This is a genomic window from Promicromonospora sp. Populi (assembly GCF_041081105.1).
Lineage (GTDB): Bacteria > Actinomycetota > Actinomycetes > Actinomycetales > Cellulomonadaceae > Promicromonospora.
In genome coordinates this window covers 504299-530009 of sequence record NZ_CP163528.1, presented here as the reverse complement: position 1 = coordinate 530009, position 25711 = coordinate 504299, and the positions used below count along the sequence as shown (strand labels likewise).

General features: G+C 69.9%; 24 protein-coding genes. 9 read left to right on the top strand and 15 right to left on the bottom strand.

What is annotated here, in order from left to right; genetic code table 11:
* Positions 1-19: 19 nt before the first annotated feature.
* The 5 genes from AB1046_RS02270 to AB1046_RS02250 all read right to left on the bottom strand — a co-directional run bounded on the left by AB1046_RS02270 (position 20) and on the right by AB1046_RS02250 (position 5925).
* Positions 20-1036, bottom strand: coding sequence for a serine hydrolase domain-containing protein (locus AB1046_RS02270; RefSeq protein ID WP_369372163.1), 1017 nt, complete (start codon positions 1034-1036; stop codon positions 20-22).
* 495 nt (positions 1037-1531) lie between these two features.
* Positions 1532-1711, bottom strand: coding sequence for a hypothetical protein (locus tag AB1046_RS02265; protein WP_369372162.1), 180 nt, complete (start codon positions 1709-1711; stop codon positions 1532-1534).
* Complete coding sequence (locus AB1046_RS02260) at positions 1708-3357, bottom strand: FAD-dependent oxidoreductase (protein WP_369372161.1); 1650 nt, start codon at positions 3355-3357, stop codon at positions 1708-1710. The genes AB1046_RS02265 and AB1046_RS02260 overlap by 4 nt, the downstream gene beginning before the upstream one ends.
* Before the next feature lie 121 nt (positions 3358-3478).
* Entirely contained in the window at positions 3479-4693 is a 1215-nt protein-coding gene (locus tag AB1046_RS02255) for a sulfotransferase (protein ID WP_369372160.1), read from the bottom strand.
* On the bottom strand, positions 4690-5925 hold the full coding sequence (locus tag AB1046_RS02250; RefSeq protein ID WP_369372159.1) for a hypothetical protein: 1236 nt from the start codon (positions 5923-5925) through the stop codon (positions 4690-4692). Before AB1046_RS02250 ends, AB1046_RS02255 begins: the two co-directional genes overlap by 4 nt.
* Positions 5926-6240: 315 nt before the next feature.
* Here AB1046_RS02250 and AB1046_RS02245 point away from each other — a divergent pair, with 315 nt between their 5' ends.
* On the top strand, positions 6241-8568 hold the full coding sequence (locus AB1046_RS02245) for a carbohydrate-binding protein (RefSeq protein ID WP_369372158.1): 2328 nt from the start codon (positions 6241-6243) through the stop codon (positions 8566-8568).
* Between the two features lie 69 nt (positions 8569-8637).
* Here the strand turns inward: AB1046_RS02245 and AB1046_RS02240 are convergent, their stop codons facing one another.
* Together AB1046_RS02240 and AB1046_RS02235 are read right to left on the bottom strand one after the other, a co-directional pair.
* A complete protein-coding gene (locus AB1046_RS02240; protein WP_369372157.1) occupies positions 8638-9342 on the bottom strand; it encodes a hypothetical protein in 705 nt (234 codons plus the stop codon).
* Entirely contained in the window at positions 9335-9922 is a 588-nt protein-coding gene (locus AB1046_RS02235; protein ID WP_369372156.1) for a sigma-70 family RNA polymerase sigma factor, read from the bottom strand. Before AB1046_RS02235 ends, AB1046_RS02240 begins: the two co-directional genes overlap by 8 nt.
* Before the next feature lie 154 nt (positions 9923-10076).
* Here AB1046_RS02235 and AB1046_RS02230 point away from each other — a divergent pair, with 154 nt between their 5' ends.
* Entirely contained in the window at positions 10077-10961 is an 885-nt protein-coding gene (locus AB1046_RS02230) for a DUF4394 domain-containing protein (protein ID WP_369372155.1), read from the top strand.
* Between the two features lie 96 nt (positions 10962-11057).
* Here AB1046_RS02230 and AB1046_RS02225 read toward each other — a convergent pair whose 3' ends face one another.
* The 8 genes from AB1046_RS02225 to AB1046_RS02190 are packed head-to-tail and all read right to left on the bottom strand — an operon-like array spanning position 11058 to position 17928.
* Positions 11058-11435, bottom strand: coding sequence for a metal-sulfur cluster assembly factor (locus tag AB1046_RS02225; RefSeq protein WP_369372154.1), 378 nt, complete (start codon positions 11433-11435; stop codon positions 11058-11060).
* A gap of 10 nt (positions 11436-11445) precedes the next feature.
* Complete coding sequence (gene sufU / locus AB1046_RS02220) at positions 11446-11925, bottom strand: Fe-S cluster assembly sulfur transfer protein SufU (RefSeq protein ID WP_369372153.1); 480 nt, start codon at positions 11923-11925, stop codon at positions 11446-11448.
* 38 nt (positions 11926-11963) lie between these two features.
* Positions 11964-13304 carry a cysteine desulfurase gene (locus AB1046_RS02215; RefSeq protein ID WP_369372152.1) on the bottom strand — a complete coding sequence of 447 codons (1341 nt, stop codon included), beginning with the start codon at positions 13302-13304 and terminating at the stop codon, positions 11964-11966.
* Positions 13305-13331: 27 nt separating this feature from the next.
* Positions 13332-14102, bottom strand: coding sequence for a Fe-S cluster assembly ATPase SufC (gene sufC, locus AB1046_RS02210; RefSeq protein ID WP_369372151.1), 771 nt, complete (start codon positions 14100-14102; stop codon positions 13332-13334).
* Between the two features lie 38 nt (positions 14103-14140).
* A complete protein-coding gene (locus tag AB1046_RS02205) occupies positions 14141-14485 on the bottom strand; it encodes a non-heme iron oxygenase ferredoxin subunit (RefSeq protein WP_369372150.1) in 345 nt (114 codons plus the stop codon).
* The gene (sufD, locus tag AB1046_RS02200) at positions 14482-15717 is read right to left on the bottom strand and encodes a Fe-S cluster assembly protein SufD (protein ID WP_369372149.1); all 1236 of its coding nucleotides are present in this window, start codon (positions 15715-15717) and stop codon (positions 14482-14484) included. The genes AB1046_RS02205 and sufD overlap by 4 nt, the downstream gene beginning before the upstream one ends.
* A 1-nt stretch (position 15718) precedes the next feature.
* On the bottom strand, positions 15719-17155 hold the full coding sequence (gene sufB, locus AB1046_RS02195) for a Fe-S cluster assembly protein SufB (protein ID WP_369372148.1): 1437 nt from the start codon (positions 17153-17155) through the stop codon (positions 15719-15721).
* Positions 17155-17928 carry a helix-turn-helix transcriptional regulator gene (locus AB1046_RS02190; protein WP_369372147.1) on the bottom strand — a complete coding sequence of 258 codons (774 nt, stop codon included), beginning with the start codon at positions 17926-17928 and terminating at the stop codon, positions 17155-17157. The genes sufB and AB1046_RS02190 overlap by 1 nt, the downstream gene beginning before the upstream one ends.
* 337 nt (positions 17929-18265) lie before the next feature.
* Here AB1046_RS02190 and AB1046_RS02185 point away from each other — a divergent pair, with 337 nt between their 5' ends.
* The 7 genes from AB1046_RS02185 to AB1046_RS02155 all read left to right on the top strand — a co-directional run bounded on the left by AB1046_RS02185 (position 18266) and on the right by AB1046_RS02155 (position 25707).
* Positions 18266-19180, top strand: a complete 915-nt coding sequence (locus AB1046_RS02185) for an ABC transporter ATP-binding protein (protein WP_369375552.1) — start codon at positions 18266-18268, stop codon at positions 19178-19180.
* Positions 19177-19941, top strand: a complete 765-nt coding sequence (locus tag AB1046_RS02180; RefSeq protein ID WP_369372146.1) for an ABC transporter permease — start codon at positions 19177-19179, stop codon at positions 19939-19941. Before AB1046_RS02185 ends, AB1046_RS02180 begins: the two co-directional genes overlap by 4 nt.
* Before the next feature lie 96 nt (positions 19942-20037).
* Positions 20038-21258 (top strand): S8 family peptidase, encoded by a 1221-nt coding sequence (locus AB1046_RS02175; RefSeq protein WP_369372145.1) that lies wholly within the window; start codon positions 20038-20040, stop codon positions 21256-21258.
* Positions 21259-21481: 223 nt separating this feature from the next.
* Positions 21482-22693 carry a S8 family peptidase gene (locus AB1046_RS02170; protein ID WP_369372144.1) on the top strand — a complete coding sequence of 404 codons (1212 nt, stop codon included), beginning with the start codon at positions 21482-21484 and terminating at the stop codon, positions 22691-22693.
* Positions 22694-22878: 185 nt separating this feature from the next.
* Positions 22879-23802, top strand: coding sequence for a heme A synthase (locus AB1046_RS02165; RefSeq protein ID WP_369372143.1), 924 nt, complete (start codon positions 22879-22881; stop codon positions 23800-23802).
* Positions 23803-23890: 88 nt separating this feature from the next.
* Positions 23891-24889, top strand: a complete 999-nt coding sequence (locus AB1046_RS02160) for an ATP-binding cassette domain-containing protein (protein WP_369372142.1) — start codon at positions 23891-23893, stop codon at positions 24887-24889.
* Complete coding sequence (locus AB1046_RS02155) at positions 24886-25707, top strand: ABC transporter permease (protein WP_369372141.1); 822 nt, start codon at positions 24886-24888, stop codon at positions 25705-25707. Before AB1046_RS02160 ends, AB1046_RS02155 begins: the two co-directional genes overlap by 4 nt.
* Positions 25708-25711 lie beyond the last annotated feature (4 nt).

The following is a 25711-nucleotide window of genomic DNA, read 5'->3' as shown; positions in this document are numbered from 1 at the left end:
GGGTTCCAGGGGCACCTCGTCACGCCGGAGCCAGCACCTCTGGCCAGGACTCCTGGAGCAGCTCGACGACGGCTCCCGACCCGAACGTGCAGTTGCTGAACACGGTCGCCGTCGTACCGGTCGCGGGATCGTGCGTCGAGCGGAGGGCGACACCCGCGTCGAAGCCACCCAGCACGACCGCGGGGTCGTCCGGGTGGAGCCAGAACCCGAGGCCGTACCGCAGGTCCTCCTCCGGCACCTCCGACCGCGGACGGGTCACCTCGGCGACCACGTCGAGGGGCACTATCGCGCCGGCATGCAGCGCTTGCCAGAACCGGTGCAGGTCGGCCGCGCTCGTGTAGGCGCCGCCGTCGCCGTTGCCACGCACCGGCAGGTGCAGCACGTTGCTGCGATCGCCCTCCGGATGCAGGTAGCCCAGCGCGGCGTCCCCGGGCAGCTCGTCGGATCGCAGGTACGCCGTGCTCGCCAGCCCCGCGGGCTGGATCACGTCGGTGTCCACGACGTCCTGGAACTGCCGCCCCGTGACCCGCTCCAGCACGATCGCCAGCACGATGTACCCGCCGTTGCAGTACGTGAACCGCGCACCGGGCGCGTGCTTGCTGGGGAAGCCGCCCAGGATCGGGACGAACGACTCGGCCGTCTCGAGCGTGTGCACGGGAACGGGCAGCACATGGTCCGCGCGATCCCAGTCGGCGTCCTCGTCGAGGTAGTCGCCGATCCCCGAGGTATGGGTCAAGAGGTGCTCGATCGTGACACCGTCGTCGATCAACGGCAGATCGTCACCGAGATACTGACGCACCGGGTCCTGCAGCCGCAGGGTCCCGGCCACGACCTGCTGCATGATCGCCAGTGCCGTGAAGCTCTTGCTGCCGCTCGCCATCGCGAACCGTGTGGTCGGGGTGTTCGGCACCTGCAGGGCGCGATGGGCCAGCCGGTAGGAGCGCTCCAGGACCCTGCGATCACCGACGTCGATCGTCACGACGCCGCTGAACGACCGCTCCAGCGCTACGGCGTCCAGCTTGTCCAGGTCGATCATGTCGTGTGCTCCTCGGTCCGGTCATCGGAGCGTAGCGACGAAGGCCTCACGGCTCACCGTTATATTCGCGGTCTCGTCATTGCTCGAGCAGGGCCGTCGACGTCATGACCTAGACCTTGAGACGTGTCATGTGGACCTGACCTAGTAGTTCGCCGGTCGGCTTGGCCATTGGTCAATCGTCCGAAGCGACGACCAGGTGTATGCATTCCCGCACGCGGTCGATCGCGATGAACTCATGAAAGGCCTCTGCGCTGACACCGCTGTAGGACAACAGTTCTTCCCCCGCCCTCCGGGCCGTCGAGGCGGTCGAGGCGGTCGACCGCACCGTGGTCGAGCGTCCGCGTCAGCAGGTGCTCCACTCGTTCCCCTTCCTGAACGGCTCAGTTCCGCGTTCGTTGAGCGAGAGTTGCGCGGTCTCGGCGAACAGGACAGGGAGCCGCAGCAGGCCAGCGACAAACGCGTGTTCGCCCTGCCGCCTGACCAGGGCCTTGCCACCTACGTTCCGGCGGCGCGAGTGGTCACGCCCAGACGCTCGAGCTCGAAGTCGATGTCGTCGCTCTCGGGCATGGCGAGGTAGTCGACGATGCTCACCGGTTCACCGACGAGGACTTCCTCCACGATGGCGGGGGTCTCGGCTTCGATCGACCGCGGCTCACCCTGATATCCGTGGCTCACGCGACCGGCGCTCCCAGTACCCGGTGGACCGAAGCGACCGCGCTCGACCCCTCGCCGACCGCCGCGGCCACGCGCTTCATGGATCCGCGGCGGACGTCACCCGCGGCGAAGACCCGCGGAACCGAGGTCTCGAACGGGAGCGGGCCGCGCCCCAGCGGCAGCCACCCCTCCAGGGCCGCAGGTGTGACGTCGGTGCCGGTGCGGATGAAGCCCGCTTGGTCGCGGTCGAGCGCCGGTAGCCAGGACGTCGCCGGCTCGGCGCCGATGAAGCAGAACAGGCCCCGCGCCGCGACCTGACCGGCGGTGTCGATCGAGACCGACTCCAGGTGTTGGTCCCCGTCCAGCGCGAGGATGTTCGACTCCCGGTGGACCTGGATGCGTGAGTCCTCCGCGAGCCGGTCGACGAGGTACGACGACATCCGCGCCCCTAGGTCGCTGCCCCGTACGACGAGGTGCACGGGACAGCCGTTGGCCGCGAGGTACAGCGCGGCCTGACCCGCTGAGTTCGCCCCGCCCACCACGACCACTGGAGACTCGGTCACCTGCTTGAGCTCCAGCGGTGTCGCCGCGTAGTGGATGCCGGAACCCTCGAACTCCTCCCAGTGGTCGAGGTGCAGCCGCCGGTACGCCGCGCCCGAAGCGACGATCGCCGTGCGCGCACGGATGGTCCGGCCGTCGGTGAGAGTCACCTCGAGCTCGTCGCCGGCCGACGCGAGCGCGGCAGTCTGGCACGGCGCGTAGACGCGCACGCCAAACTTGATGGCCTGCAGCGTGGCCTGCCCGATGAGATCTCCTCCGCTCACACCGAAAGGGAACCCGAGGAAGTTTTCGATCCGGGACGTGGACGCCGCCTGGCCGCCCGGAGCGATCGCCTCAAGCAGCAACGTGCTCAGCCCTTCGGACGCCGCATAGATCGAAGCGGCGAGCCCTGCCGGTCCCCCACCGATCACCACGAGGTCCACGACTGCCTCGTCGCCCGGCTCGTAGCTCAGCCCGAGACGTTCGGCGAGCACACCGGGAGTCGCGCGTGCGATCGGCTCGCCCTGGACAAAAGCGATCGGAAGGTCCTCGGCCGGGTAGGCGTGCACCGGATGAGCTGCCGAACCGTCCAGCGGGAGCGGCACGGCCGTGTGCACGAGGTCGAGCCGCTCGGCAAACCGGCGCAGCGCGAGGAACTCGCCGGAGGTCTCCGGTCCGACGAACTTGAGCGTCATCGCGGCCGAGCCCCGCCGCAGCAGCTCTCGCCGTGCCCACAGCGCATGCAGGATGAGGTCGCCGAGCTCGTCCTCCTCGGCCATGACCCGACGTAGGTCGGGGCGAGCGAGACACCAGACCCGGCCAGGTCCGGTCGCTCGCGCCGAAAGGAAAGCACTCTGGCCGTTGAGGAGCCCCAGCTCGCCAGCGAACGACCGGGGACCCATCGCGGCCAGGACCTCCTCTCCGGTCCACCGCAGGGCGTCGCGCACGATCTCGATCTCACCCGACTCGACCAGGATCATGGGGTAGTCGCGGTCGCCGGCCCGGAAGACATAGTCCCCTCGCACGACGTCGCGCGGCTCGGCGCGGGAGAGGAGCTTGTCCCACTGCGCGTCGCTGAGCCGCGCAGCGAGCGCGGGATCGGTGAAGCCCTGGTCCGTCGTCGTCATCTCGACCCTCCCTGTGCGGTACCCGGTCAGCGGTCGTGGGGCGTGACGGGTTACGGTTCCGGCGGCAACGCCTCCACTACGTTGAGATTAGTCCCAGACTTGGGACTACCAACCTTGGGACTCACAGCTCGACGGCCGGGGCCGCGTCTCGCAGGTCGAGGCGGTCCAGCATGCGGTTGTACGGCGCGAACGCCGCCTCGACCTCGGCGCGGTCCACGTAGCGGGACAGGTCGTACCGGTGAGAGGGAGTGCCTTTGGGCTTGGCGATCACCTCGGCCAGGTGCTCCTGGTCGCGGGTGGTCCACCTCGCCCCGATCGCCGAGTACAGCCGAGGGACCTCCGTGAACGGGTCGGCGCTGAGCTTGTGGTACGGCACGTCCACGATCGAGGACGGCGGCATGATCATGCGCATCTCGAGGCCGCGCTGGACCTGGGTGACCATATGGTCCAGCACGGATCGTCCGATCACTTCGGGGTCCACCTCGTGCTGGCCCATGGCATGCAGGGTCTCCAGGAGACTGGCGAACGAGCCGATGACCGTGACGGGGTCGCGGTGGGTCCACACGAACGTGGCGTCCGGGAACACGTGCCTGATCGTGTCCATGTCGCCCAGGTGCCCGGGGTATTTCAGCACCCACCGCTTGGGCTCGCGCCCGTGCTGGAGCACCTGGAGCCCAAGCTTCAGGTACTCGTACTCCGACCGCACATCGTGGTCGGCGAGCCACGCACTGTAGGACGGCATCGGCCCGCGCTGAAGCGGCCAGTGGATCCCGTGCGCGAAGAAGAGCACCGACTCCTCCGGCCGGTCGATGTAGGTCGGGTGCTTCTGCTGGAGGCCGGGAGCGACCAGCTCCATCAGGGAGAGGGCCTGCTCGAGCTGCCTGATCACCTTCCGCGCCCCCTGCGGGTCCTGCAGAGCCGTGTGCTGCAGCTCCCACGTCAACGGGCCACGATGGTCGGGCGACTCCGCAAGGATCCGGTGGGCCAGAGTCGTCGCGGTGCGCGGCAGGCCGCACACGAACACCGGCGCTGTGATCGCTTCGTCAGCAACCTGCGGGTGCTCGGACAACACACGGTTGACCCGCAGCCGATTGACGTACTTCCCCTTGACCTCGTTGAAGATGAGGAACCAGCCCAGCGGCGACAGCCCCGGGATCTCTGCCGCTCCATCGAGGATCCTGCCGAGGTCGGTGGCAAACGGGCGGTCCTTGGTGCCTGCCTTCTTCTCTACCTGCGCGACCGCCTGTGCCCAGGACCTGGCGGGGTCCCGGTGACCCTTGATGAACGGGGTCAGGGCAGCATTCAGGACTCGGGTGGTGCGTGGGGTGCTGCTCACAACTCTCCTCTGTCAGTGGTCACTACGTCTGTGCCGAGTGTGACGGGCAGCGACTCCGGGCGACGGAACCGCAGGTCGGGCGCCCATCTGGGCTGGCGGTCGCTGGTGGCCAGGACGGGTTCGACCTGGCGCAGCAGCGTCTCGACGGCGGTGCGGACGATCAGCCGCGCCTGCCCGGACGCCGGGCACCGGTGCGAGCCGGCGCCCCAGGCCAGGTGGGCCCGGTTGCCGAACTTGTCCCACGACCCCGTGCCGCGGATCTCCGGGTCGCAGGCTGCAGCCCCGACCGCAAGGAGTACCGCGTCACCGCGCTCGATCCAGCTGGCCTCGCCGAACAGGTGGCCTTCCTTGAGCGCGAAGCGCGGGGCGAGCACGCTCACCGGGGAGGCGTCCCACAGGACCTCCTCGAGCGCCTCGTCGATCGCGAGGCGCCCGCCAGCCAACCGCCGGGCGAACTTCGGGTCGGTCAGGGCCAGATGCAGGGCCTGCCCCAGCCATGCCTGCAGGCCCGCGCTCGCGCCGGAGACCAGGGACAGCATGCCCAGGACCGCCTCACGGCCGTCGTAGTCGCGGTGCCCGGCGAGCAGGCCTGCAGGCGTCACGCCACCTCCCGCGTCACGCATCGTCTGACCGCCGATCAGGAAGCTCAGCTCGCCCAGGCTCGCGTCGCCCTGGCCCGCTGCCGGATCGGCGCTGAGCTCGAAGAGCTGCCGGCCAATCTCTGCGTCCAGGCCCAGGAGCGTGCCGAACCCGAGCCTCGCCACGGGCTCGACGTACTCACGCATCAGGTCGATCTCACGGCCGGGTTCGGCGCGGGCTAGGTCACGCAGCCGGGCAACCATCTCCTCGCACACGGCCTGCGCGACCCGGCCGATCTCAGCCGCGTCGACAGCGGCCAGGACCTCGTCCAACGGGGCGCGAAGGCGCGCATGCTCGGGGCCGGTGCTCGTCTCGACCATCTGCCAGTCCCGAGACCGGAACGCCGGCCGAAGAAACGCCGGGAGCCCCTCCGGATCACCGTTCCAGGCGGTGGTATCGGTCGTGACCATGCTGGAGTCCCGCGCCAGGGAGGCGATGACCTGGTAGCTGGTCACCAACCAGGCACGCTCCCTCGTCCCCAGGCAGACCGGTGCGACATCGCCCCACTGCATCCGCAGCCCGGACCAGGCCGGCTCGGCATCGGGCGCCGAGAGCACCTCGGCGAGCAGCGGGAGGTCCGCGGGGTCGTGCAAGCGCGTCGCCGACCGACCGGCCCACGACCTTGACGCAGTCGCGACAGAGTCGCCCACAGCCGGGTTTGTGATCACGACGCCATGCCACCACAAGCCATGGACCCAAGGGAAGGCATATCCGACAAAACGGGACGCGGGGTGTGCGATCTACCTAGACTGCGCATCTTGACGGCTTGATGGCATTGGCGGTTCAATTTCATCCGGTGCAACCGAAACTTATCAACACATGATTGCAATTTTCGGACATCGTGGTCCGCGTAGTCGCCAACCCTCGGCACAGCCCGTGCCCGACCCTGCGCGGCCAGAGAGGAAGACATGCACTCTTCTGTCTCACTTCGCCGACTCGTCGGCGCCGCATGTGCCACCGCCCTCGCCATCCCGATCGCTGCCGTGCTCGGTATTCCAGCCGCAGCCGATGACATCGCTGTCACCGCCGCGACGGTCCCGTTCACATCGTACGAAGCCGAAGCCGGTTCGCTCGGGGGTGGCGCGACGTCGGTGTCGCTGACCGCAGCTCCGACGACCCAGTACTCGAGTGCTGCACTGGAGGCCTCCGGTCACGCCTATGCCCGCCTCACGGGCACCGGTCAGAGTGTGCAGTGGACCAACAACACCGGCGGCCCGATCAACGCGATCACCGTCCGGGTGAGCATCCCCGACACCAGCAGCGGTGGCGGTCAGACCAGCACGCTGAACCTGTACGTCAACGGCGGCCTGCGCCAGACCCTCAACGTCAACTCGCGGCAGACCTGGCTCTACGAGGGCAACGACAACTACAACGGCAACAACCAGAACCCCTCCAACGGCAACCCGCGCGCGTTCTTCGACGAGACGCACACCTTCATCACCGGTACGCCGATCGCCGCCGGCAGCACGTTCATGCTGCGCAAGGACTCGGGGAACTCGGCCGCCTTCTACGACATCGACGTCGTCGACGTGGAGAACGCGCCGGCTCCGCTCGCCCAGCCTGCAGGCTCGCTCTCCATCACCGAGTGCGGCGCAGTCGCGGACAACACGCCGACCAACGGTGCAGCCTCTCCGTCCTCGGTGGACAGCCGGGCAGCCATCCAGAACTGCATCAACCAGGCGCAGTCGCAGGGCAGGGTGCTGTGGATCCCGGCCGGCACGTTCTACGTGAAGGGCACCCAGGGGCTGCTCGCGCAGGGCATCACCATCGCGGGAGCGGGCTCCTGGCACAGCACGATCTACCGCGATGTCCCGCTCCCGAACAGCACTCCACTGCCCCCGCTGTGGGGGCTGACCTCGACCACGATCCGGAACCTGCACGTCGACTCCAACGCGACGAGCCGCGTTACGCTCGACGGCGCCGGCGGCTCGATGGACATCACCGGGACGAACTGGTTGGCCGAGGGGATCTGGACCCAGCACACGATGTCCGGCTTCTGGGCCTCCGGCACCGGCGGCACCATCCGGAACAACCGCCTCACGACGATCTGGGCCGACGGCGCCAACATCAACAACGTCTCGATGGGCAACTCCGTCGGCAACAACCTGGCCATGACCAACAACTTCGTCCGCGGCACCGGTGACGACGCCCTGGCGGTCAACTCCGTCAACTACAACGACTTCGACGGCACCCGGGTCTACTACACCCCGATGGCGAACGCGGTGGTGACGAACAATACGTCGATCGCTCCCTGGGGCGGCAAGGGCATCGGCATCTACGGCGGCAGCGGCCATCGGGTCGAGAACAACTACGTCTCCGACACTGCTCGCTACATCGGTCTGGGTGCGGGACGGTTCGGTGTCAACGGCAACGACCTGTTCTCGACCACCGTCACCGGCAACACCGTGGTCCGGTCCGGTGGGAATGCTTACAGCCAGGGGCAGCCGGCGTTCCACATCGGGAACGGCGGTGACGGGCAGAACGTCGGTGTGGTCGACCGGGTCACCGCGACCAACAACACCATCCTCAACTCGGTGTACGACGGGATCGGCTTCTCCACCTCGACCAACACCCTGCTGCAGAACAACACCGTCACCTCGCCCTGGCGCAACGGCATCGTCATCTCACCGGCGTTCTACCCCGCTCCCTCCGGGTCCGCGACGATCACCGGCAACACCGTGAACGGCGGCGGGACGCCGTACATCAACAACTCGGGTGGGTTCGCCGCATCGCTCAGCGGCAACAGCTGGCAGACGGGCACCCCGGTCGAAGGTCCGTTCGGCGGCACGCCCGCCGCGGTCCCCGGCACCGTGCAGGCGGAGAACTACAACACCGGCGGCCAGGGTGTCGCGTACAGCGTGAACTCGATCAACGGTAATGCGAACGGCTACCGGGCCGACGGCGTCGACCTCGAGACCACGTCGGACACCGGTGGCGGCCACAACCTGGGCTGGACCAGCACCGGGCAGTGGTTCCACTACACCGTCAACGTCGCCACGGCCAGGACGTACACCGTGGCGCTCCGCGTCGCGGCGCCGTCTGCGGTGACGAATGCACTTCACCTGGTCAGTGCATCCGGTACCAACCTGAGCGGCAACGTCAGCCTCCCGGCGACCGGCGGCTGGCAGACCTGGACGACCGTCACCACCCAGGTGACACTGCCGGCCGGGGTGCAGACCCTGACGGTCTACCAGGACAACGGCGGCTGGAACCTCAACAGCCTGCAGTTCAGCTGACCAACGCACGGTGCCCCCGGAACCCAGTGGGTTCCGGGGGCACCGTCGCGTGCGGAGCCTCAGACGTCGTCATGCCGCGGCCGGCGACAGGTCCGACGACATCACGATGTGCCCGGCCGCATCGCGGATCTCGACTGTGGCGACGTCGGTACGCAGCACTGCGGCGTTCATCGCGCACCGGACCGGAACGGCCGACCCGATGAACGTGCCCGATGCGAACTCGGCACCGTCGGACCCGAGCACCACGACAGTGAAGGTCTCGCCTTCCGGCAACCCGTCGACGTCAATGCGCGTCTCGGTGCCCCAGGTGTGCGCGACGACGGAGGCATCGACCTCGACCCCGGACGGCTCGCCGGTGAAGTCGATCGCCTCGACCACCCCGAGCGTGCCCGGTGGCCCGCTCGGAGGTTCGTCCTCGAGCAGTGTGCCGACCACGGCGTTGCCGGCCGCTCCGAGAGCGATCAATGCGACGGCGGCCGCGGCGAGGAGGGGACGAGACCAGCGGCGCGGCTGCATCGGGGGGGCGGTGTCGAACCCGGTCGCGGTGGTGATCCGCTCGCGCAGAGCCGGTGACGGCAGCGCGTCGTCCAGCCGGCCGAGCGAGCTGAGCGACCCCAGTTCCGCGGTGAAGTCGTCGTACTCGACGCCTGGATGATCGTGCAGGAGCCGGATCAGCTCGTCCTGTTCGGCGTCGTCGAGCTCACGGTGGGCACCGAGCTCTAACAGCTCGCGGGCGCGCTCTCGTCCATGGGAGGGACTCTGCTCGTCAGGCATGGGTCTCGCCCACCTCCTTCAGGGCTGTTCGCAGGGACCGCAGCCCGTAGTACATCCTGGTCCGCAGCGTGGTCACCGGGACGCGCGTGATCCTCGCCAGGTCCTCATAGGACCTGCCGTTGAGTTGCACCTCGACGATCACCTGGCGGTGCTCCACAGACAGCTGGATCAGCGCCTCCGCCACCAGCAGCCGGTCCAGGCTAGCCCCGACATGGTCAGCAGGGTCGGCGCGATCTTCGCCCGCGATCGCCTCGACCGTTCGCGGCCGGCGCTGCCGCGCTCGAAGCGTGTCGGTCACGAGGTTCCGCGCGATCGCGAACAGCCAGGTCCGCACCGACGCCAGGTCCGGCCGATAGGTCTCTCGCGCGCGCCACGCCCGGACGAACGTGTCCTGGACACACTCCTCTGCCTGGGACCGGTCACCCAACGCGGCGAGCGCGAACGCGTACAGCTCCCTGCCGTGACCGTCGTAGGCGCTCACCACGTCGAACGATTCCTCCCGCTTCCCGGGCAGGTCCATCACGCTCCTCACCACGGGTGCCCGGTTCCGGTCCGCCCGGCCGTCGGTCGCGAGTGTCACGCGAGGGTATACGGACAATCCGCGTCCCGCATTCAGATGCGGTGTCTACCAAGGTGAACGCGGCGGTGTGTGCCCTCGTCATCGCGCGATGAACGCCTGCGGGGTCGCGGACGTAACCCCAGACGTCCCACCCGAAGAATGGAAGGAACTCGTGATGAGACGAATCGGAATCGTGGTCGCCGCCGTGCTGGCCGCCGGTGCGCTGGCCGCGCCGGCGGCATCCGCGGCGGACGCGTCCGCGGCGGAGGCATCCGCATCGACGCACCAGAACCGCAGTGACCTGTTGGTACTCGGCTCGAACGGCGTGCTGAGCCGGCACAACGGAAACCAGCCGGTGGTCGTCGAGCACCGGGTCCGGATCACCGGTCTCGCGCACCACGACCGGCTGGTCGGCATGGACGTGCGGCCGGCCAACGGCACGGTGTACGTCATCGGCGCGTCCGGTCAGCTGTACACGGTGGACGCCAAGTCGGGGAAGGCCACGAAGGTCGGCGCGCCGGTAGCGCTCACCGGGCGGGCCGTCGGCCTGGACTTCAACCCGACCGTCGACCGGATCCGGCTCGTCACAGACACCGGCCAGAACCTGCGGCTCCACCCCGACACAGGCGCGGTGGCTGCGGTCGACAGCACCCTGGCCTACGCCACCGGCGGCGGCAGGCCGGAGGTCGCCGCGTCCGGCTACACGAACAGCGTCGCGGGGGCCACCTCGACCGCGCTGTACGGCCTGGACTCCCGCACGGACACGCTCGTGTTGCAGGGCAGCGTCCCCGGCGCGACACCGGTCGTGTCACCGAACACCGGACAGCTGTTCCCCGTCGGCCGCCTCGGCCTGAACGTCGTGGCGACCAACGGGTTCGACATCGATGGCGCTGCCCGGGCCGGCGACTACGACGCGAAGGACTACCGTGCCGTGGCCGCGGTGCGGACCGGCGGGCTTCTCGGCCTGTCGCTGCTGGTCGACGTCAACCTGGACACCGGTCGCGCGAAGGTGCTGGCGCCGCTGCTCACTCCACCCGTCGGGGTCGCCTTCATCGGCTGACCAGGCCTGGGTGGGGTGATCCGCCCAGCGGCTCACCCCACCCGGTCAGACGGCGTTTACCCAGTTCAGGATCCCGCCGACCGACCTCTTAGATCCTCAGACGTTGAACCCGAGCATCCGCAGCTGCTCCTTGCCGTCGGTCGTGATCTTCTCCGGACCCCACGGCGGCATCCAGACCCAGTTCACGCGGAACCCGTCCACCAGGCCTTCGAGCGCCTGCGCGGTCTGGTCCTCGATCACGTCCGTCAGCGGGCAGGCCGCCGACGTGAGCGTCATATCAATGGTCGCGTGGTTGTTCTGGTCCACCTGGATGCCGTAGATCAGGCCCAGGTCCACGACGTTGATGCCCAGCTCGGGGTCGATCACGTCGCGCATCCCCTCTTCGACGTCCACCACGGTGGTGGGCGAAGAGCTCGCTCCCTCAGCGGGAGCGGCCGCGACTTCCTGCTCGACGTCGGTACTCGCCTCGGTCATGGGTCTCTCCTCAGCTCGTTGCCAGCGCGCCGCTGCGCGCCAGCGAGTCCTTGAGCGCCGCCCAGCCGAGCAGCGCGCACTTGATTCTCGCGGGGTACTGCGACACACCGGTGAAGGCGGTCGCGTCGCCGAGGGCGTCCTCCGCGTCGTCGTCCAGGCCCTTGCCGCGGGACGACATCAGGTCGTGGAACAGGCGGTCCAGCCGCGCGACCTCGGTCAGCGGCGCGCCCTCGACCAGCGAGGTCATGACGGAGACCGACGCCTGGGAGATGGAGCAGCCCTGCCCCTCCCACGAGACGCCCGCCACTTCGCCGTCGGGCGTGACGTCGACCCGGAGGGTCACCTCGTCGCCGCAGGTCGGGTTCACCTGGTGCGACTCCCCTGCGAGGTGCCCGTGGTCGGTCGACGCGAGGTCGACGAGCCCACGGCCCACGGGACGCTTCGCGTGGTCCAGGATCACCTGCTGGTACATCTGCTCGAGCGTGCTCACGCCGCTGCCTCTTTCCGAACTCAGCCCTGCCGAAGTTACTACTCTGCTCCGAAGAACGCGCGGACCCCCGCCAACGCTTCCCGGAACGCCACAACCTCTTCGACCGTCGTGTAGACCGACGCCGAGGCGCGGGCTGTCGCGGCGACGCCGAACCGGCGGTGCAGCGGCTGTGCGCAGTGGTGGCCCACGCGGACGGCGATCCCCTTGTCGTCGAGCACCTGCCCGACGTCGTGCGCGTGCACGCCCTCGACCACGAACGAGACCACTGCCAGCCGGTCGGCCGTGTCGAGCGGGCCGATCACCCGGACCCCCGGGATGTCGGCGATCTTGAGCATCTCCGCCGCGAGCTCGGACTCGTGCCGGGCGACGCCGGCCATGCCGAGCTCCCCGAGGTACTGGGCCGCGCAGCCCATGCCGACGGCCTGGGCGACCATCTGGGTGCCGGCCTCGAAGCGCTGCGGGGGCGGCGCGTACGTGGTGGCCTCCATGGTCACTACCTCGACCATGGACCCGCCGGTGACGGTGGGCGGCATGGCCTCCAGCAGCTCCCGGCGCCCGTAGAGCGCGCCGACACCGGTGGGGCCGAGCATCTTGTGGCCGCTGAACGCGGCGAAGTCGACGCCGAGCTCGTGGAAGTTCACGGGCATGTTCGGCACGGACTGGCACGCGTCGAGCACCGTGAGGGCCCCGACGCGCCGGGCCGCCGCGACCAGCGTGGCCACGGGGGCCACCGCGCCGGTCACGTTGGAGACGTGCCCGAAGGCCAGCACCTTGGTGCGCTCGGTGACGATCTGGTCAAGGGTCGACAGGTCGAGCCGGCCGTCGTCGGCCACCGGGATCCAGCGCAGGGTGGCGCCCGTGCGGGCGCACAGCTCCTGCCACGGGACGAGATTCGCGTGGTGCTCTGCCTCCGTGACGACTATCTCGTCGCCGGGTGCGAGCCGGAACCGTGCGGCGGCCTCTCCCCCGCGCCCCAGGGACGCGTTGGAGAAGGCGTACGCCACGACGTTGATCGCGGCGGTGGCGCCCGGCTGCCAGACGATCTCGCCGTCGTCGGCACCGACAAACGCGGCGACCGCCGCGCGGGCCTGCTCGAACGCCTCGGTGGCCTCCTCGGCGAGCTGGTGCGCACCGCGGTGGACCGCGGCGTTGCGCTGCTCGTAGAAGTCCACCTCGGTGTCGAGCACCACCTGCGGTTTCTGGGACGTGGCGGCGGAGTCCAGGTACACGAGGGGTTGACCGCCCCGCACCGTGCGCTCGAGCAGCGGGAAGTCCGCCCGGACGGCGGCGAGCTCGGTCGTGGAGAGCGCGGCCGTCGACGGTCCGGCGGCGGCGTCACCCGCGGCGAAACCGCCCGGGCGCACGGTGGTGGTGGTCATGATGTCCCCTCGCGATGGATCAGTGGATCAGGCCGAGACCGGCTTGTTCGCGGTGAGGTACCGGTCGTAGCCTTCTTCCTCGAGGCGGTCGGCCAGCTCGGAGCCGCCCTCCTCCGCGATCCGGCCGTCGACGAAGACGTGCACGAAGTCGGGCTTGATGTAGCGCAGGATGCGCGTGTAGTGCGTGATGAGCAGGATCCCGATGTCGCTGGTCTCCTTGGCCCGGTTCACGCCCTCCGACACGATGCGCAGCGCGTCGACGTCGAGGCCGGAGTCGGTCTCGTCGAGGATGGCGAAGCGGGGCTTGAAGAGCTCCATCTGCAGGATCTCGTGGCGCTTCTTCTCACCACCGGAGAAGCCCTCGTTCACGGAACGCTCGGCGAAGGCCGGGTCCATGCGGAGGTTCTCCATCGCGTCCTTGACCTCCTTGCCCCAGGTGCGGAGCTTCGGGGCCTCGCCGGAGATGGCGGTCTTGGCGGTGCGGAGGAAGTTCGCGACCGAAACGCCGGCGACCTCGACCGGGTACTGCATGGCGAGGAACAGGCCGGCGCGAGCGCGCTCGTCGACCTTCATCGCCAGGAGGTCCTCGCCGTCGAGCGTGGCGGTGCCCGACGTGACGGTGTACTTGGGGTGGCCGGCCAGGGCCGACGCGAGGGTGGACTTGCCCGAGCCGTTGGGGCCCATGATCGCGTGGGTCTCGCCGCTGGCGATCGTCAGGTCGACGCCGCGCAGGATCGGCTTGGGGCCTTCCTTGGTCTCGACGCTGACGTGCAGGTCGCGGATCTCGAGGGTGGGCATATCGGTTGCTCCAGGGTTAGCTTGCGAAAGTCAATGAATCAAGAAACGGGGACGGTGACGTCGATGTCGACGAGCACCCGCTCGCCGTCGACGGTCACCGGGTAGACGGGCACAGGGCGCACCGCCGGAAGCTGGACGGGCTGACCGGTCCGCAGGTCGAACTGGGAGCCGTGCAGCCAGCACTCGACAAGACAGCCCTCCACCTCGCCGTCGGACAGCGAGACTGCGCCGTGCGAGCAGATGTCGGAGATGGCGTGGAAGTTGCCGTCCGCATCGCGTGCGACGGCGACCGGGACCGGGGCGCCGTCGGCGCCGTCGAGCTCCACGAGCATCGCCTCCTCCGGTCCCAGGTCGTCGGTCATACAGGCCAGCTGTGCGGTCATGCGCTCGGAGCCACCTCGGCCTCGGCGGGCACTACCGGCGGCGCCCCGGTGATGACGCTCATCGACTTCTCCAGCTCGGCCTCGATCGAGGCGAGCAGGCGCTCCTCGACGGACGGGACGCCGATCTGGTGGATGAGCTCGGCGAAGAAGCCGCGCACGACCAGACGGCGGGCCTCCATCTCGCTGATGCCCCGGGACTTGAGGTAGAAGAGCTGCTCGTCGTCGAACCGGCCGGTGGCGCTGGCGTGGCCGGCGCCGGCGATCTCGCCGGTCTCGATCTCGAGGTTCGGCACCGAGTCCGCACGCGCGCCGTCCGTCAGGACCAGGTTGCGGTTGAGCTCGTAGGTGTCGGTGTTCTCGGCGTTCGCCCGGATCAGGACGTCACCCACCCACACCGTGTGCGCGCCGGAGCCCTGGAGCGCGCCCTTGTAGGTCACGCGGGACTTGCAGTCCGGCACCGCGTGGTCCACGAAGAGGCGGTGCTCCTGGTGCTGGTCGGTGTCCGCGAAGTACAGGCCCACCATCTCGACGTCGCCGCCGGTCGCCGTGAACTCGGCGTCCGGCGTGATGCGCACGACGTCGCCGCCGAACGTCACCACGACGTGCTTGAGCTTCGCGTCGCGCCCGATGCGGGCCCGGTGCGAGGAGGCGTGCACTGCGCCGTCGGCCCAGTCCTGGACGCTGACGACGGTGAGGTGCGCGCCGTCCTCGACGACGATCTCGACGGTCTCGGTGAGCAGGCCGGCGCCCGCGTGGTCGATGACCACGACGGCCTCGGAGTGCCGCTCGGCACGCACGAGCACGTGGGCCGCCGTCGCCTCCTTGGACACGCCGGTCAGGCGCACGGAGGTGACCTCGGAGGCCACCGCCTCCTTGGGCACCGTCACGATGGTGGCCTGCTCGAAAGCGTTCCACGCGGTGACGGCGGTGCGGTCGCCGGGCTTGCCGGCGGTGCCGAGGCGGGCGTCGTCGCGCCCGACGGTCTCGACGGTCACCTCGGGGGCGGGGGTCACCTGGACCGTGACGCCCGAGGTGCCCAGCTCAGCCTGGAACAGCGGCTGGAGGCGATCGGCCGGGGAGAAGCGCCACTCCTCCTCGCGGCCGTTGGGGATCGGGATGTCCGCCAGGTCGAAGGACGTGAGGCGCTCGGCTCGTGAGCCCTGGGGCTTGACGACGCCGTGCGTGTGGGCGCCGTCGGCAACAGCGCGCGAGTGATCGGTCGTGAGAGTCATGTCAGCCGACGGACCCTTCCATCTGCAGCTCGATGAGGCGGTTGAGCTCGAGTGCGTACTCCATGGGCAGCTCGCGCGCGATGGGCTCGACGAACCCGCGCACGATCATGGCCATGGCCTCGGTCTCTTCCATGCCCCGGGACATGAGGTAGAACAGCTGGTCCTCGCTCACCCGCGAGACCGTGGCCTCGTGACCCATGGAGACGTCGTCCTCACGGACGTCGACGTACGGGTAGGTGTCGCTGCGGGAGATCTGGTCCACCAGCAGCGCGTCGCACAGGACGTTGGACGCGGAGTGCTTGGCGCCCTCGAGCACCTGCACCAGGCCGCGGTATGACGTGCGGCCGCCGCCGCGCGCCACGGACTTGCTCACGATCGACGAGACCGTGTTGGGCGCGGCGTGCACCATCTTGGCGCCGGCGTCCTGGTGCTGGCCCTCGCCCGCGAAGGCGATGGACAGCGTCTCACCGCGGGCGTGCTCGCCCAGCAGGTAGATCGCCGGGTACTTCATGGTGACCTTCGAGCCGATGTTGCCGTCGACCCACTCCATCTGGGCGCCTTCAGCGGCCGTGGCGCGCTTGGTGACCAGGTTGTACACGTTGTTCGACCAGTTCTGGATCGTCGTGTAGCGAACGCGGGCGTTCTTCTTGACGATGATCTCGACGACCGCGGAGTGCAGGGAGTCCGACGTGTAGATCGGCGCCGTGCAGCCCTCGACGTAGTGCACGTAGGAGCCCTCGTCGGCGATGATCAGCGTGCGCTCGAACTGGCCCATGTTCTCGGTGTTGATCCGGAAGTAGGCCTGCAGCGGGATCTCGACGTGCACACCCGGCGGCACGTAGACGAACGAGCCGCCCGACCAGACTGCCGAGTTCAGCGCGGCGAACTTGTTGTCGCCCGACGGGATGACCGTGCCGAAGTACTCCTGGAACAGCTCCGGGTAGTCGCGCAGGCCCGTGTCGGTGTCGACGAAGATGACGCCCTGCTCCTCCAGGTCCTCACGGATCTGGTGGTAGACGACCTCGGACTCGTACTGGGCGGCGACGCCCGCGACGAGGCGCTGCTTCTCGGCCTCGGGGATGCCGAGCCGGTCGTACGTGTTCTTGATGTCGTCCGGGAGGTCCTCCCACGACGTGGCCTGCTTCTCCGTGGAGCGCACGAAGTACTTGATCTTGTCGAAGTGGATGCCCGACAGGTCGGAGCCCCAGCTCGGCATCGGCTTCTTGCCGAAGAGGCGCAGGGCCTTGAGCCGCTGGTTCAGCATCCACTCGGGCTCGTTCTTCAGAGCCGAGATGTTGCGCACCACCGCCTCGCTGAGACCTCGCTGCGCGGACATGCCCGCGGCGTCGCTGTCGTGCCAGCCGTACTCGTAAGAGCCGATGCTGGCGATGATCTCATCGTCGGAGCGCTGCTCTGGCGCTTGCGTTTCTGCGCTCATCACTTTCCTTCGGTGGGGGTCGCGGGAATGTTCGCGGGGAGGTGCGCGGACATGTTCACGGGGAGGTTCACTGGGATGTTCGTGGTGCAAGCGTGCGCGCCGCCCGCGATGGTCGCGAGCCGCTGGACGTGCGAGCCAAGCAGCTCGCTGAATGCGCGAGCCTCCTGCTCGCACAGCTCGGGGAACTCCTCGGCCACGTGCTGGACCGGGCAGTGCCCCTGGCAGAGCTGGACCGCGGGCGCCACGACCCCGGCCGTGGGCCCGGTCAGCGGCGCCGGCACGGGCCGCACGGAGGCGGCGTAGCCGTCGGCCGACAAAAGCTGGACGAGCTGGGCGGCCCGGCCCTCGGCGGAGTCGGCGGTGAGGTGCGGCGCGTAGCTGCGGGCCACGGCGTCGAACCGGTCCTTGGCGAAGCCCATCACGGCCTCGCTGCCGCCCGTCTCCCGGAGGAAGCGCAGGACCTGCCGCGCGATCTCCTGGTAGCCGCCCTCCAGCTCGGACTGGCCGCCGCTCGTGGCGACGTAGCTGCGGGCGGGACGCCCGCGCCGGGGAGTGCCCGACGGCGTGGCCTCGTGGACGGCGATCTGGCCGTCCTCCTCCAGGAGGGTCAGGTGCCGACGCACGGCCGGGGCCGTCAGCTCCAGGACGGCGGCCAGCGCTCCGGCCGTGACCGGGCCGCGGGACGCAACCAGCTCGAGCACTCGCCGGCGGGTGGTGCCGTCGGTCTCGTGGCTCGCCACGTGGCCCACTGTCACCTGTGTCGGTGCGCTCATGCTGGTCACCTCCCCTCACGTCGGTCCGGGCAGACTTCACCCAGGTGTGCGCGTCCTCACAGACGCCAATGCTTTTGAGAACATCCTTGTTCCCTAATTCGAGATGCGCAAGGAAGGCGACCCTCAGTTCGCGCCGATCGCGACACATCTCACACGGTCGGTCCACACCCAGGTCACGTAGCGCGACGCCGGTCGTTCTGCCGCCGCCTACGATTGTGCGGTGCCCTTGTCCGACGCGCCTGCGATAGACCCCGCTCCGGCGGCCGTCGCGAGCGCCGCCACAGCCCGTCCCGCTCGCGCCGACGCCGGTTCTGCCGGTGCCGGGACCGAGGTTGCCGTGGAGGTGCGCGGCCTGGTCAAGAACTACGACGGCCGCGCCGTCGTGGACGGCCTGGACCTGATCGCCCGCCGGGGCGCGGTCACGGCCGTCCTCGGCCCCAACGGAGCGGGCAAGACGACCACCGTCGAGTGCTGCGAGGGCCTGCGTTCCCCCGACGGCGGCACCGTGCGCGTGCTGGGCCTCGACCCCGTCGCCGACGCGCGTCTCCTACGCCCCCGCGTCGGCGTGATGCTGCAGGACGGCGGGCTGCCCACCGGGGTGCGCGCGCTGGAGCTGCTGCGGCACGTCGCCGCCATGTACGCCGCGCCGCGGCCCGTGGACGAGCTCGCCGAACGCCTGGGGCTGCACGGCTTCGCCCGCACCACCGTGCGCCGCCTGTCGGGCGGGCAGCGCCAGCGGGTCGCGCTGGCCGCCGCCGTCGTCGGGCGGCCCGACGTCGTGTTCCTCGACGAGCCCAGCGCCGGGATGGACCCGCAGAGCCGGCGCGCCGTGTGGGACCTCGTGCGCGAGCTGCGCGCAGACGGCGTCGCCATCGTGCTCACCACCCACCTGATGGACGAGGCCGCCGACCTCGCCGACCACGTGCACATCGTGGACCACGGCCGCACCATCGCGTCCGGCACCGTCCGCGAGCTGACCGAGGCCGGCACGGGTCCCGGCTCGATCCGCATCGAGGCCACCCCGGGCCTGGACCTGACGAGCCTGCGCGCAGCCCTTCCCCTCGGGGAGGGGTGGGTGGTCGCTGAGGGCGAGACCGGGGTCTACACCCTGACCGGGGCCGTTGACCCCGTGGCGCTCGCAACGGTTACCGGGTGGCTCGCGGGCCGCGGTGTGCTGGCTCGGTCGGTCACCACCGGCCGCCGCACGCTCGAGGACGTCTTCCTCGACCTCACCGGGAGGAACCTGCGATGAGTGTGGGGACCGAGCCCGCCGCCGCGCCCGTCGTCCGCCGGATCCTCGCGCAGACCTCGTTCGAGACGCGCGCGATCCTGCGCAACGGCGAGCAGCTGCTCGTGACGATAGTGCTGCCCGTGCTGGTGCTGTTCGCCCTAGTGCGCACCTCGTTCATCGACCTGGACACGCAGGGGCTGACCCGCGTGGACTTCGTGACCCCGGGGGTGCTCGCGCTCGCCGTCATGTCGACGGCGTTCACGTCCCAGGCGATCGCCACCGCGTTCGACCGGCGCAACGGCGTGCTGCGCCTCATGGCGACCACGCCGCTGGGCCGTGGCGGGCTGCTGGCCGGCAAGGTGCTCGGTGTGCTCGCCGTCGAGGTGGTGCAGGTGGTGGTCATCTCCGGAGTCGCGCTGGCCCTGGGGTGGCGGCCGGAGGTGGGTGCGCTGCCCGCCGTCGTCGGCGCCGGACTGCTGGGCACCGCCGCGTTCACCGCCCTGGCGCTGCTGCTGGCCGGGACCCTGCGCGCCGAGGGTGTGCTCGCCGTGGCAAACCTGGTGCTTGTGCTGCTCACCGTGGGCGGTGGTGTGCTCCTGCCCGCCGCGCAGCTCGCGGGGCCGCTGGCGCACGCCGCCGTGCTCCTGCCGTCCGGCGCGCTGGGCGAGGCGATGCGCGGGGCCCTGCTGTACGGCGCGGTCCCGCCGTTCTCCGTGGTGGTCCTGCTGGCCTGGACCGCGGCGCTGGGCGCCGGCGCGGCGCGGCTCTTCCGCTGGCACTGAAGCCAGGCCCATACGCGAACGGTATGCCCGGTTCGTAGGGTTGTCGGGTGAAATGAAGCCATTTAGTGTTCATTTCACCTATACCCAGGAGGCAGCGTGACTTCCACACCCAGCAACCCCCGTCGGCTCGTCGTCGGCGTCGGAATCGTTATCCTTCTTGCCGCGGCCCCAGCCGCTGCGGCCATGGCATCGACGCCGCCGAACGGGGCCCCGGCCGCCGCGCCGGTCGCCGGAGCGGTCGTCGAGGACTCTTACATCGTGGTCCTCAAGGACGCCGACGTCGCCAAGGCAGAGGTCAGGAGCACGGCCAGCAGCCTCGTGCAGGAGTACGGCGGCGAGGTGGACCGCTCGTACACCAACGCGGTACGTGGCTTCTCCGCGACGATGTCCGCGGCCGACGCCGAGCAGCTCGCGGCCGACCCGTCGGTCGCCTACGTGGAGCAGAACCGCGTGATGACGGCGGCGGACACGCAGACGCCCGTCCCGTCCTGGGGCCTGGACCGGATCGACCAGGAGGGCCTGCCGCTCGACAACTCGTACACGTACACGAGCTCGGGCGCCGGGGTGACGGCGTACATCCTCGACACGGGCATCCTGACGACGCACGAGGACTTCGGCGGTCGCGCGGTCAGCGGCACCGACACAGTCGATGGTGACGACGACGCCACGGACTGCATGGGGCACGGCACGCACGTAGCGGGCACCGTCGGCGGCTCGGCCTACGGCGTCGCCAAGGACGTCTCGCTCGTCGCGGTCCGCGTCCTGGACTGCGCCGGCTCGGGCACCTACGACGGCGTCATCGCCGGCGTCGACTGGGTGACCGCCGACCACGCCGCCGGCGAGCCGGCAGTGGCCAACATGTCGCTCGGTGGCGGGTTCTCGCAGGCCCTGAACGACGCCGTGTCGGCGGCCGTCGCCGACGGCGTCACCTTCGCGCTGGCCGCCGGCAACGGCAGCGGCGCAGACGCCTGCGAGGTCTCGCCCGCCTCCACCCCGACGGCGATGACGGTCGGTGCCACCACGAACACGGACGCCCGCGCTTCGTACTCGAACATCGGCACCTGCCTGGACATCTTCGCGCCGGGCAGCGACATCACGTCGGCCTGGTACACGAGCAACACCGCGACCGGCACCTACAGCGGCACCTCGATGGCCACGCCGCACGTCACGGGTGCCGCGGCGCTCGTGCTCAGCGCCAACCCCGCTGCCACACCGGCCGAGGTCAGCGACACCCTGACGGGTGCGGCCCTGTCCGACGTCGTGACCGACGTGGGTGCCGGCTCGCCGAACCTGCTGCTGAACGTCAGCGGTCTCTGAGGGTCGGCAGCCTTCGCGCAGGTCAACCCCTCAGGCCGCTTTCAGTGGCCTGAGGGGTTGATACGTCTACGGTCCGGCGCCGCACAGACACTTGGGCCCATTCGGGTAAACACCTACCCAAACCACCATATGAGGAGAGTATTACCTTTTTGTAGGGTATGCGGGTCTAAATTGCCGATTTAGGGTTCGGGTCACCTACAAACCCATACCCCAGGGGGGCAGCGTGACCATCCACAGCAACCGCCGTCGACTGATCGTCGGCACCGGTATCGCAATCATCCTCGCGGCGGCACCAGCCACAGCGGCGATGGCGTCGGCGCCGCTGGCGCAGGCACCCGCGCCGGTCGCCGGCGCAGCAGTCGAGGACTCGTACATCGTCGTGCTCAACAACGACGACGTGGCCAAGACGCAGGTCCGGAGCGCGGCCAGCAGCCTCGTGCAGGAGTACGGCGGCGAGGTCGAGCACTCGTACACCAACGCGGTGCGCGGGTTCTCGGCGACGATGTCCGCGGCCGAGGCCAAGCGGCTCGAAGCCGACCCGTCGGTCGCGTACGTCGAGCAGGACCGGGTCGTGACGGCGAGCGCCACGCAGGCACCGGTGCCCTCCTGGGGCCTGGACCGCATCGACCAGCGGGCGCTGCCGCTCAACAACTCGTACACGTACACGGGCACGGGCACCGGGGTGCGGGCGTACATCATCGACACGGGCATCCTGACCACGCACCAGGACTTCGGCGGCCGCGCGGTCCACGGCCGAGACACCGTGGACAACGACGCCAACGCCACGGACTGCAACGGACACGGCACGCACGTCGCGGGCACCGTGGGCGGAACGTCCTACGGCGTCGCCAAGAACGTCACCCTCGTCGCGGTCCGCGTGCTCGGCTGCACCGGGGGCGGCACCAACGCTGGTGTGATCGCCGGTATCGACTGGGTGACCGCCGACCACGCCGCCGGCCAGCCGGCCGTGGCCAACATGTCGCTCGGTGGCGGGTTCTCGCAGGCCCTGAACGACGCCGTCACCAGGTCCGTCGCGGACGGTGTCACCTACGCGGTCGCCGCCGGCAACGAGACGGGCACCAACGCCTGCACCCGTTCGCCTGCCTCGACCCCGACGGCGATCACGGTCGGTGCCACCACGAACACGGACGCCCGTGCCTCGTACTCGAACATCGGCACCTGCGTGGACATCTTCGCTCCGGGCAGCGCCATCACGTCGGCCTGGTACACCAGCACCACCGCCAGCAACACCATCAGCGGTACCTCGATGGCCACGCCGCACGTGGCGGGCGCCGCGGCGCTCGTGCTCACCGCCAACCCCGGATTCACTCCGGCCCAGGTCGGCACGGCACTGAACAACGCCGCGACGACGGGCGTCGTGACCAACCCCGGCACCGGTTCGCCCAACCGGCTGCTGAGCATCATCGGCTACTGACGATCCAGCCGGTCTAAGCAGACGTCAGGCGCTCAGGTCACCTCGGTGGCCTGAGCGCCTGACGTCTGTGCGGTGCCGGGGACGGCGCCCGGGGGCGGCGCCCGGGGCGGCACCCGGGCAAGGATCACACCCGGTCAGGGCCTCGCACGGCGTGCGACGCCGTCGTCGGGCACTAGCGTGGAGCCGTGACCGCAACCGCCGCACCTACCTCCTGGTTCGCCGCGCTCGCCGGACGTGTCGACCGCTTCCGCCACTGGACCCGCGCGATCCTCGTCGCGAACCTGGTGGGCCAGATCGGCATCATCGGGACCGGTGGCGCCGTGCGCCTGACCGAGTCGGGCCTGGGCTGCTCCACGTGGCCGCAGTGCGAGCCGGGGAGCTTCACGCCGCAGTTCCACGAGGCGACGACCCTGCACCCGTACATCGAGTTCGGGAACCGCACGCTGACGGGTGTGCTGTCGGTCATCGCGATCCTGCTCGCGATCGCGGTGTGCACGGACCTCAGCCGGTCGCGGTCGTACCGGATGCTCGGCCTGGTGCCGATCGTGGGTGTGCTGGCGCAGGCCGTGATCGGCGGTGTGGTGGTGCTGCTGGACCTGCACCCGGGCTGGGTCTCCCTGCACTTCGGCGTCTCGGGCGCTCTGGTGGCCGCGTCCCTCTACGTGCTGCACCGGCATGGCGAGGGCGACCAGTCCCCGACCCTTGTCGTGACGCCGCGCGTCCGCGGCCTGGCCTGGGCGCTGGCCGGCCTGACCGCCGTCGTCGTGATTCTCGGTGTGCTCACCACCAGCGCCGGCCCGCACAGCGGCGACGCCGAGGTGGGCTACCGGATCGCCATCGACCCGGCGCTGCTGACCAGGCTGCACGCGACGGCGGTGTGGGCGTTCCTGGCGGTCCTGGTCGTCTACCTGGTCGCCGTGCGCCGCGGCCCGACCCCGGTGCGGCGGGCCGCGCTGATCCTGCTCGGCATCACGCTGGCGCAGGGCCTGATCGGGTACGTGCAGTACTTCACCGACCTGCCCGAGCTGCTCGTGGGGCTGCACATGATCGGCGCCGCCGTGCTGATCGCGGGCACCACCCGCGTGTGGCTGACGACGCGGCTGCGCTGAGCTCGGTTGCGCTGAGCCCGTCACGGGTGCATGCCCCGTGACAGCGCCCTGACAGTCCCGTGCGAGCAGCCCCGCGCACGCTGGGGCCATGAACACGAACGCGATCGAGGCACAGGGCCTCGTCAAGATCTTCGGCGACAACCGTGCCGTGGACGGCGTCGACCTCACCGTCCGCACCGGCACCGTCTACGGGGTGCTCGGACCGAACGGTGCCGGAAAGACCACTACCATCCGCATGCTCGCCACGCTGCTGCGGCCCGACGCCGGCGAGGCGCGGATCTTCGGCCACGACGTGGCCCGCGAAGGCGCCGCCGTCCGCTCCCTGATCGGAGTGACCGGCCAGTACGCGTCGGTCGACGAGACGCTGAGCGCCACCGAGAACCTGGTCGTCTTCGGGCGCCTGCTCGGTCTGTCCCCCCGCGCCGCGCGGGCCAAGTCCGCGGAGCTCCTGGAGGAGTTCTCCCTGACCGAGGCCGCCAAGCGACCCCTGCGCAACTACTCCGGCGGCATGCGCCGCCGGCTCGACCTGGCCGCGAGCCTGATCGCCCGGCCGCCGCTCATCTTCCTGGACGAGCCCACCACTGGCCTCGACCCCCGCACCCGTAACCAGATGTGGGACACGATCCGCCGCCTGGTCGCCGACGGCTCCACCGTGCTGCTCACCACCCAGTACCTCGACGAGGCCGACCAGCTCGCCGACCGCATCGCCGTCATCGACCGCGGCCAGGTCGTCGCCGAGGGCACCGCCGACGAGCTCAAGGCCACCGTCGGCGCCCAGTCCCTCCAGGTCGGCATCGCCGAGCCGAGCGACCTCGGCACCGCACTCAGCCTCGTGCAGCAGGTGTTCGGCGCCGCGGGCGCAGTCGCCCCCGAAGGACTGCGCATCACGGTGCCGGTCCCCCACGCCGAGGCCGTCGCCGACCTGCTGGTCCGGTTCCGCGACGCCGACGTGCCGATCTCGTCGGTCAGCCTCGACAAGCCGACCCTGGACGAGGTCTTCCTGAGTCTCACCGGGCGCCCGGCGTCCGACGACGCCCCCGCCGCCCCCGGCAGCACCCAGAACCACACCGAGAAGGTGACCGCATGACCACCGCCACATTCAGCCCCGTGGCCCACACGACGACCATCCAGCCCGACCGGATCGGCCTCGCCGCCACCGTCTCGCAGTCCGTCACGATGGCCTACCGCGGCCTGCTCAAGGTCCGGCACACACCGGAGCAGCTCATCGACGTGACCATCCAGCCCATCATCTTCACGCTGATGTTCACCTACCTGTTCGGCGGCGCCGTCTCCGGCAGCGTCGGCGCCTACCTGCCGCTGATCATCCCCGGCATCCTGGCGCAGACCGTCATCACGGCCTCCGTGGTCACCGGCGTCCAGCTCCGCGAGGACATGGACAAGGGGGTGTTCGACCGGTTCCGCTCCCTGCCGATCGCCCGCATCGCGCCGCTCGCCGGCGCCCTGCTCGCCGACACGGTGCGGTACCTCGTCGCGACGACCATCACGTTCCTCACCGGCCTCGTCATGGGCTGGCGTCCCGGCGGCGGGTTCGGCGGCGTTGTGCTCGCCGGGCTGCTGGTCGTCGTCTGCGCATGGGCGCTGAGCTGGATCTTCGCCTACATCGGCGTGATCGCCCGCTCGGCCACGTTTGTGCAGGGCGTCTCGTTCATGGTCCTGTTCCCGCTGACGTTCCTGTCCAACGCCTTCGTCTCCGTCGACACCCTGCCGGGCTGGATGCAGGCGTTCGTCAACGTCAACCCGGTGTCCCACCTCGTGTCCGCCGTGCGCTCCCTCGCGAACGAGGGTGTGGTCACCGCCGACGTCGGCTGGACGCTGCTCAGCGCGGCGATAGTCGTGGCGGTCTTCGCCCCGATCGCCGTCCGCAGCTACCTGCGCAAGGCCTGACGCA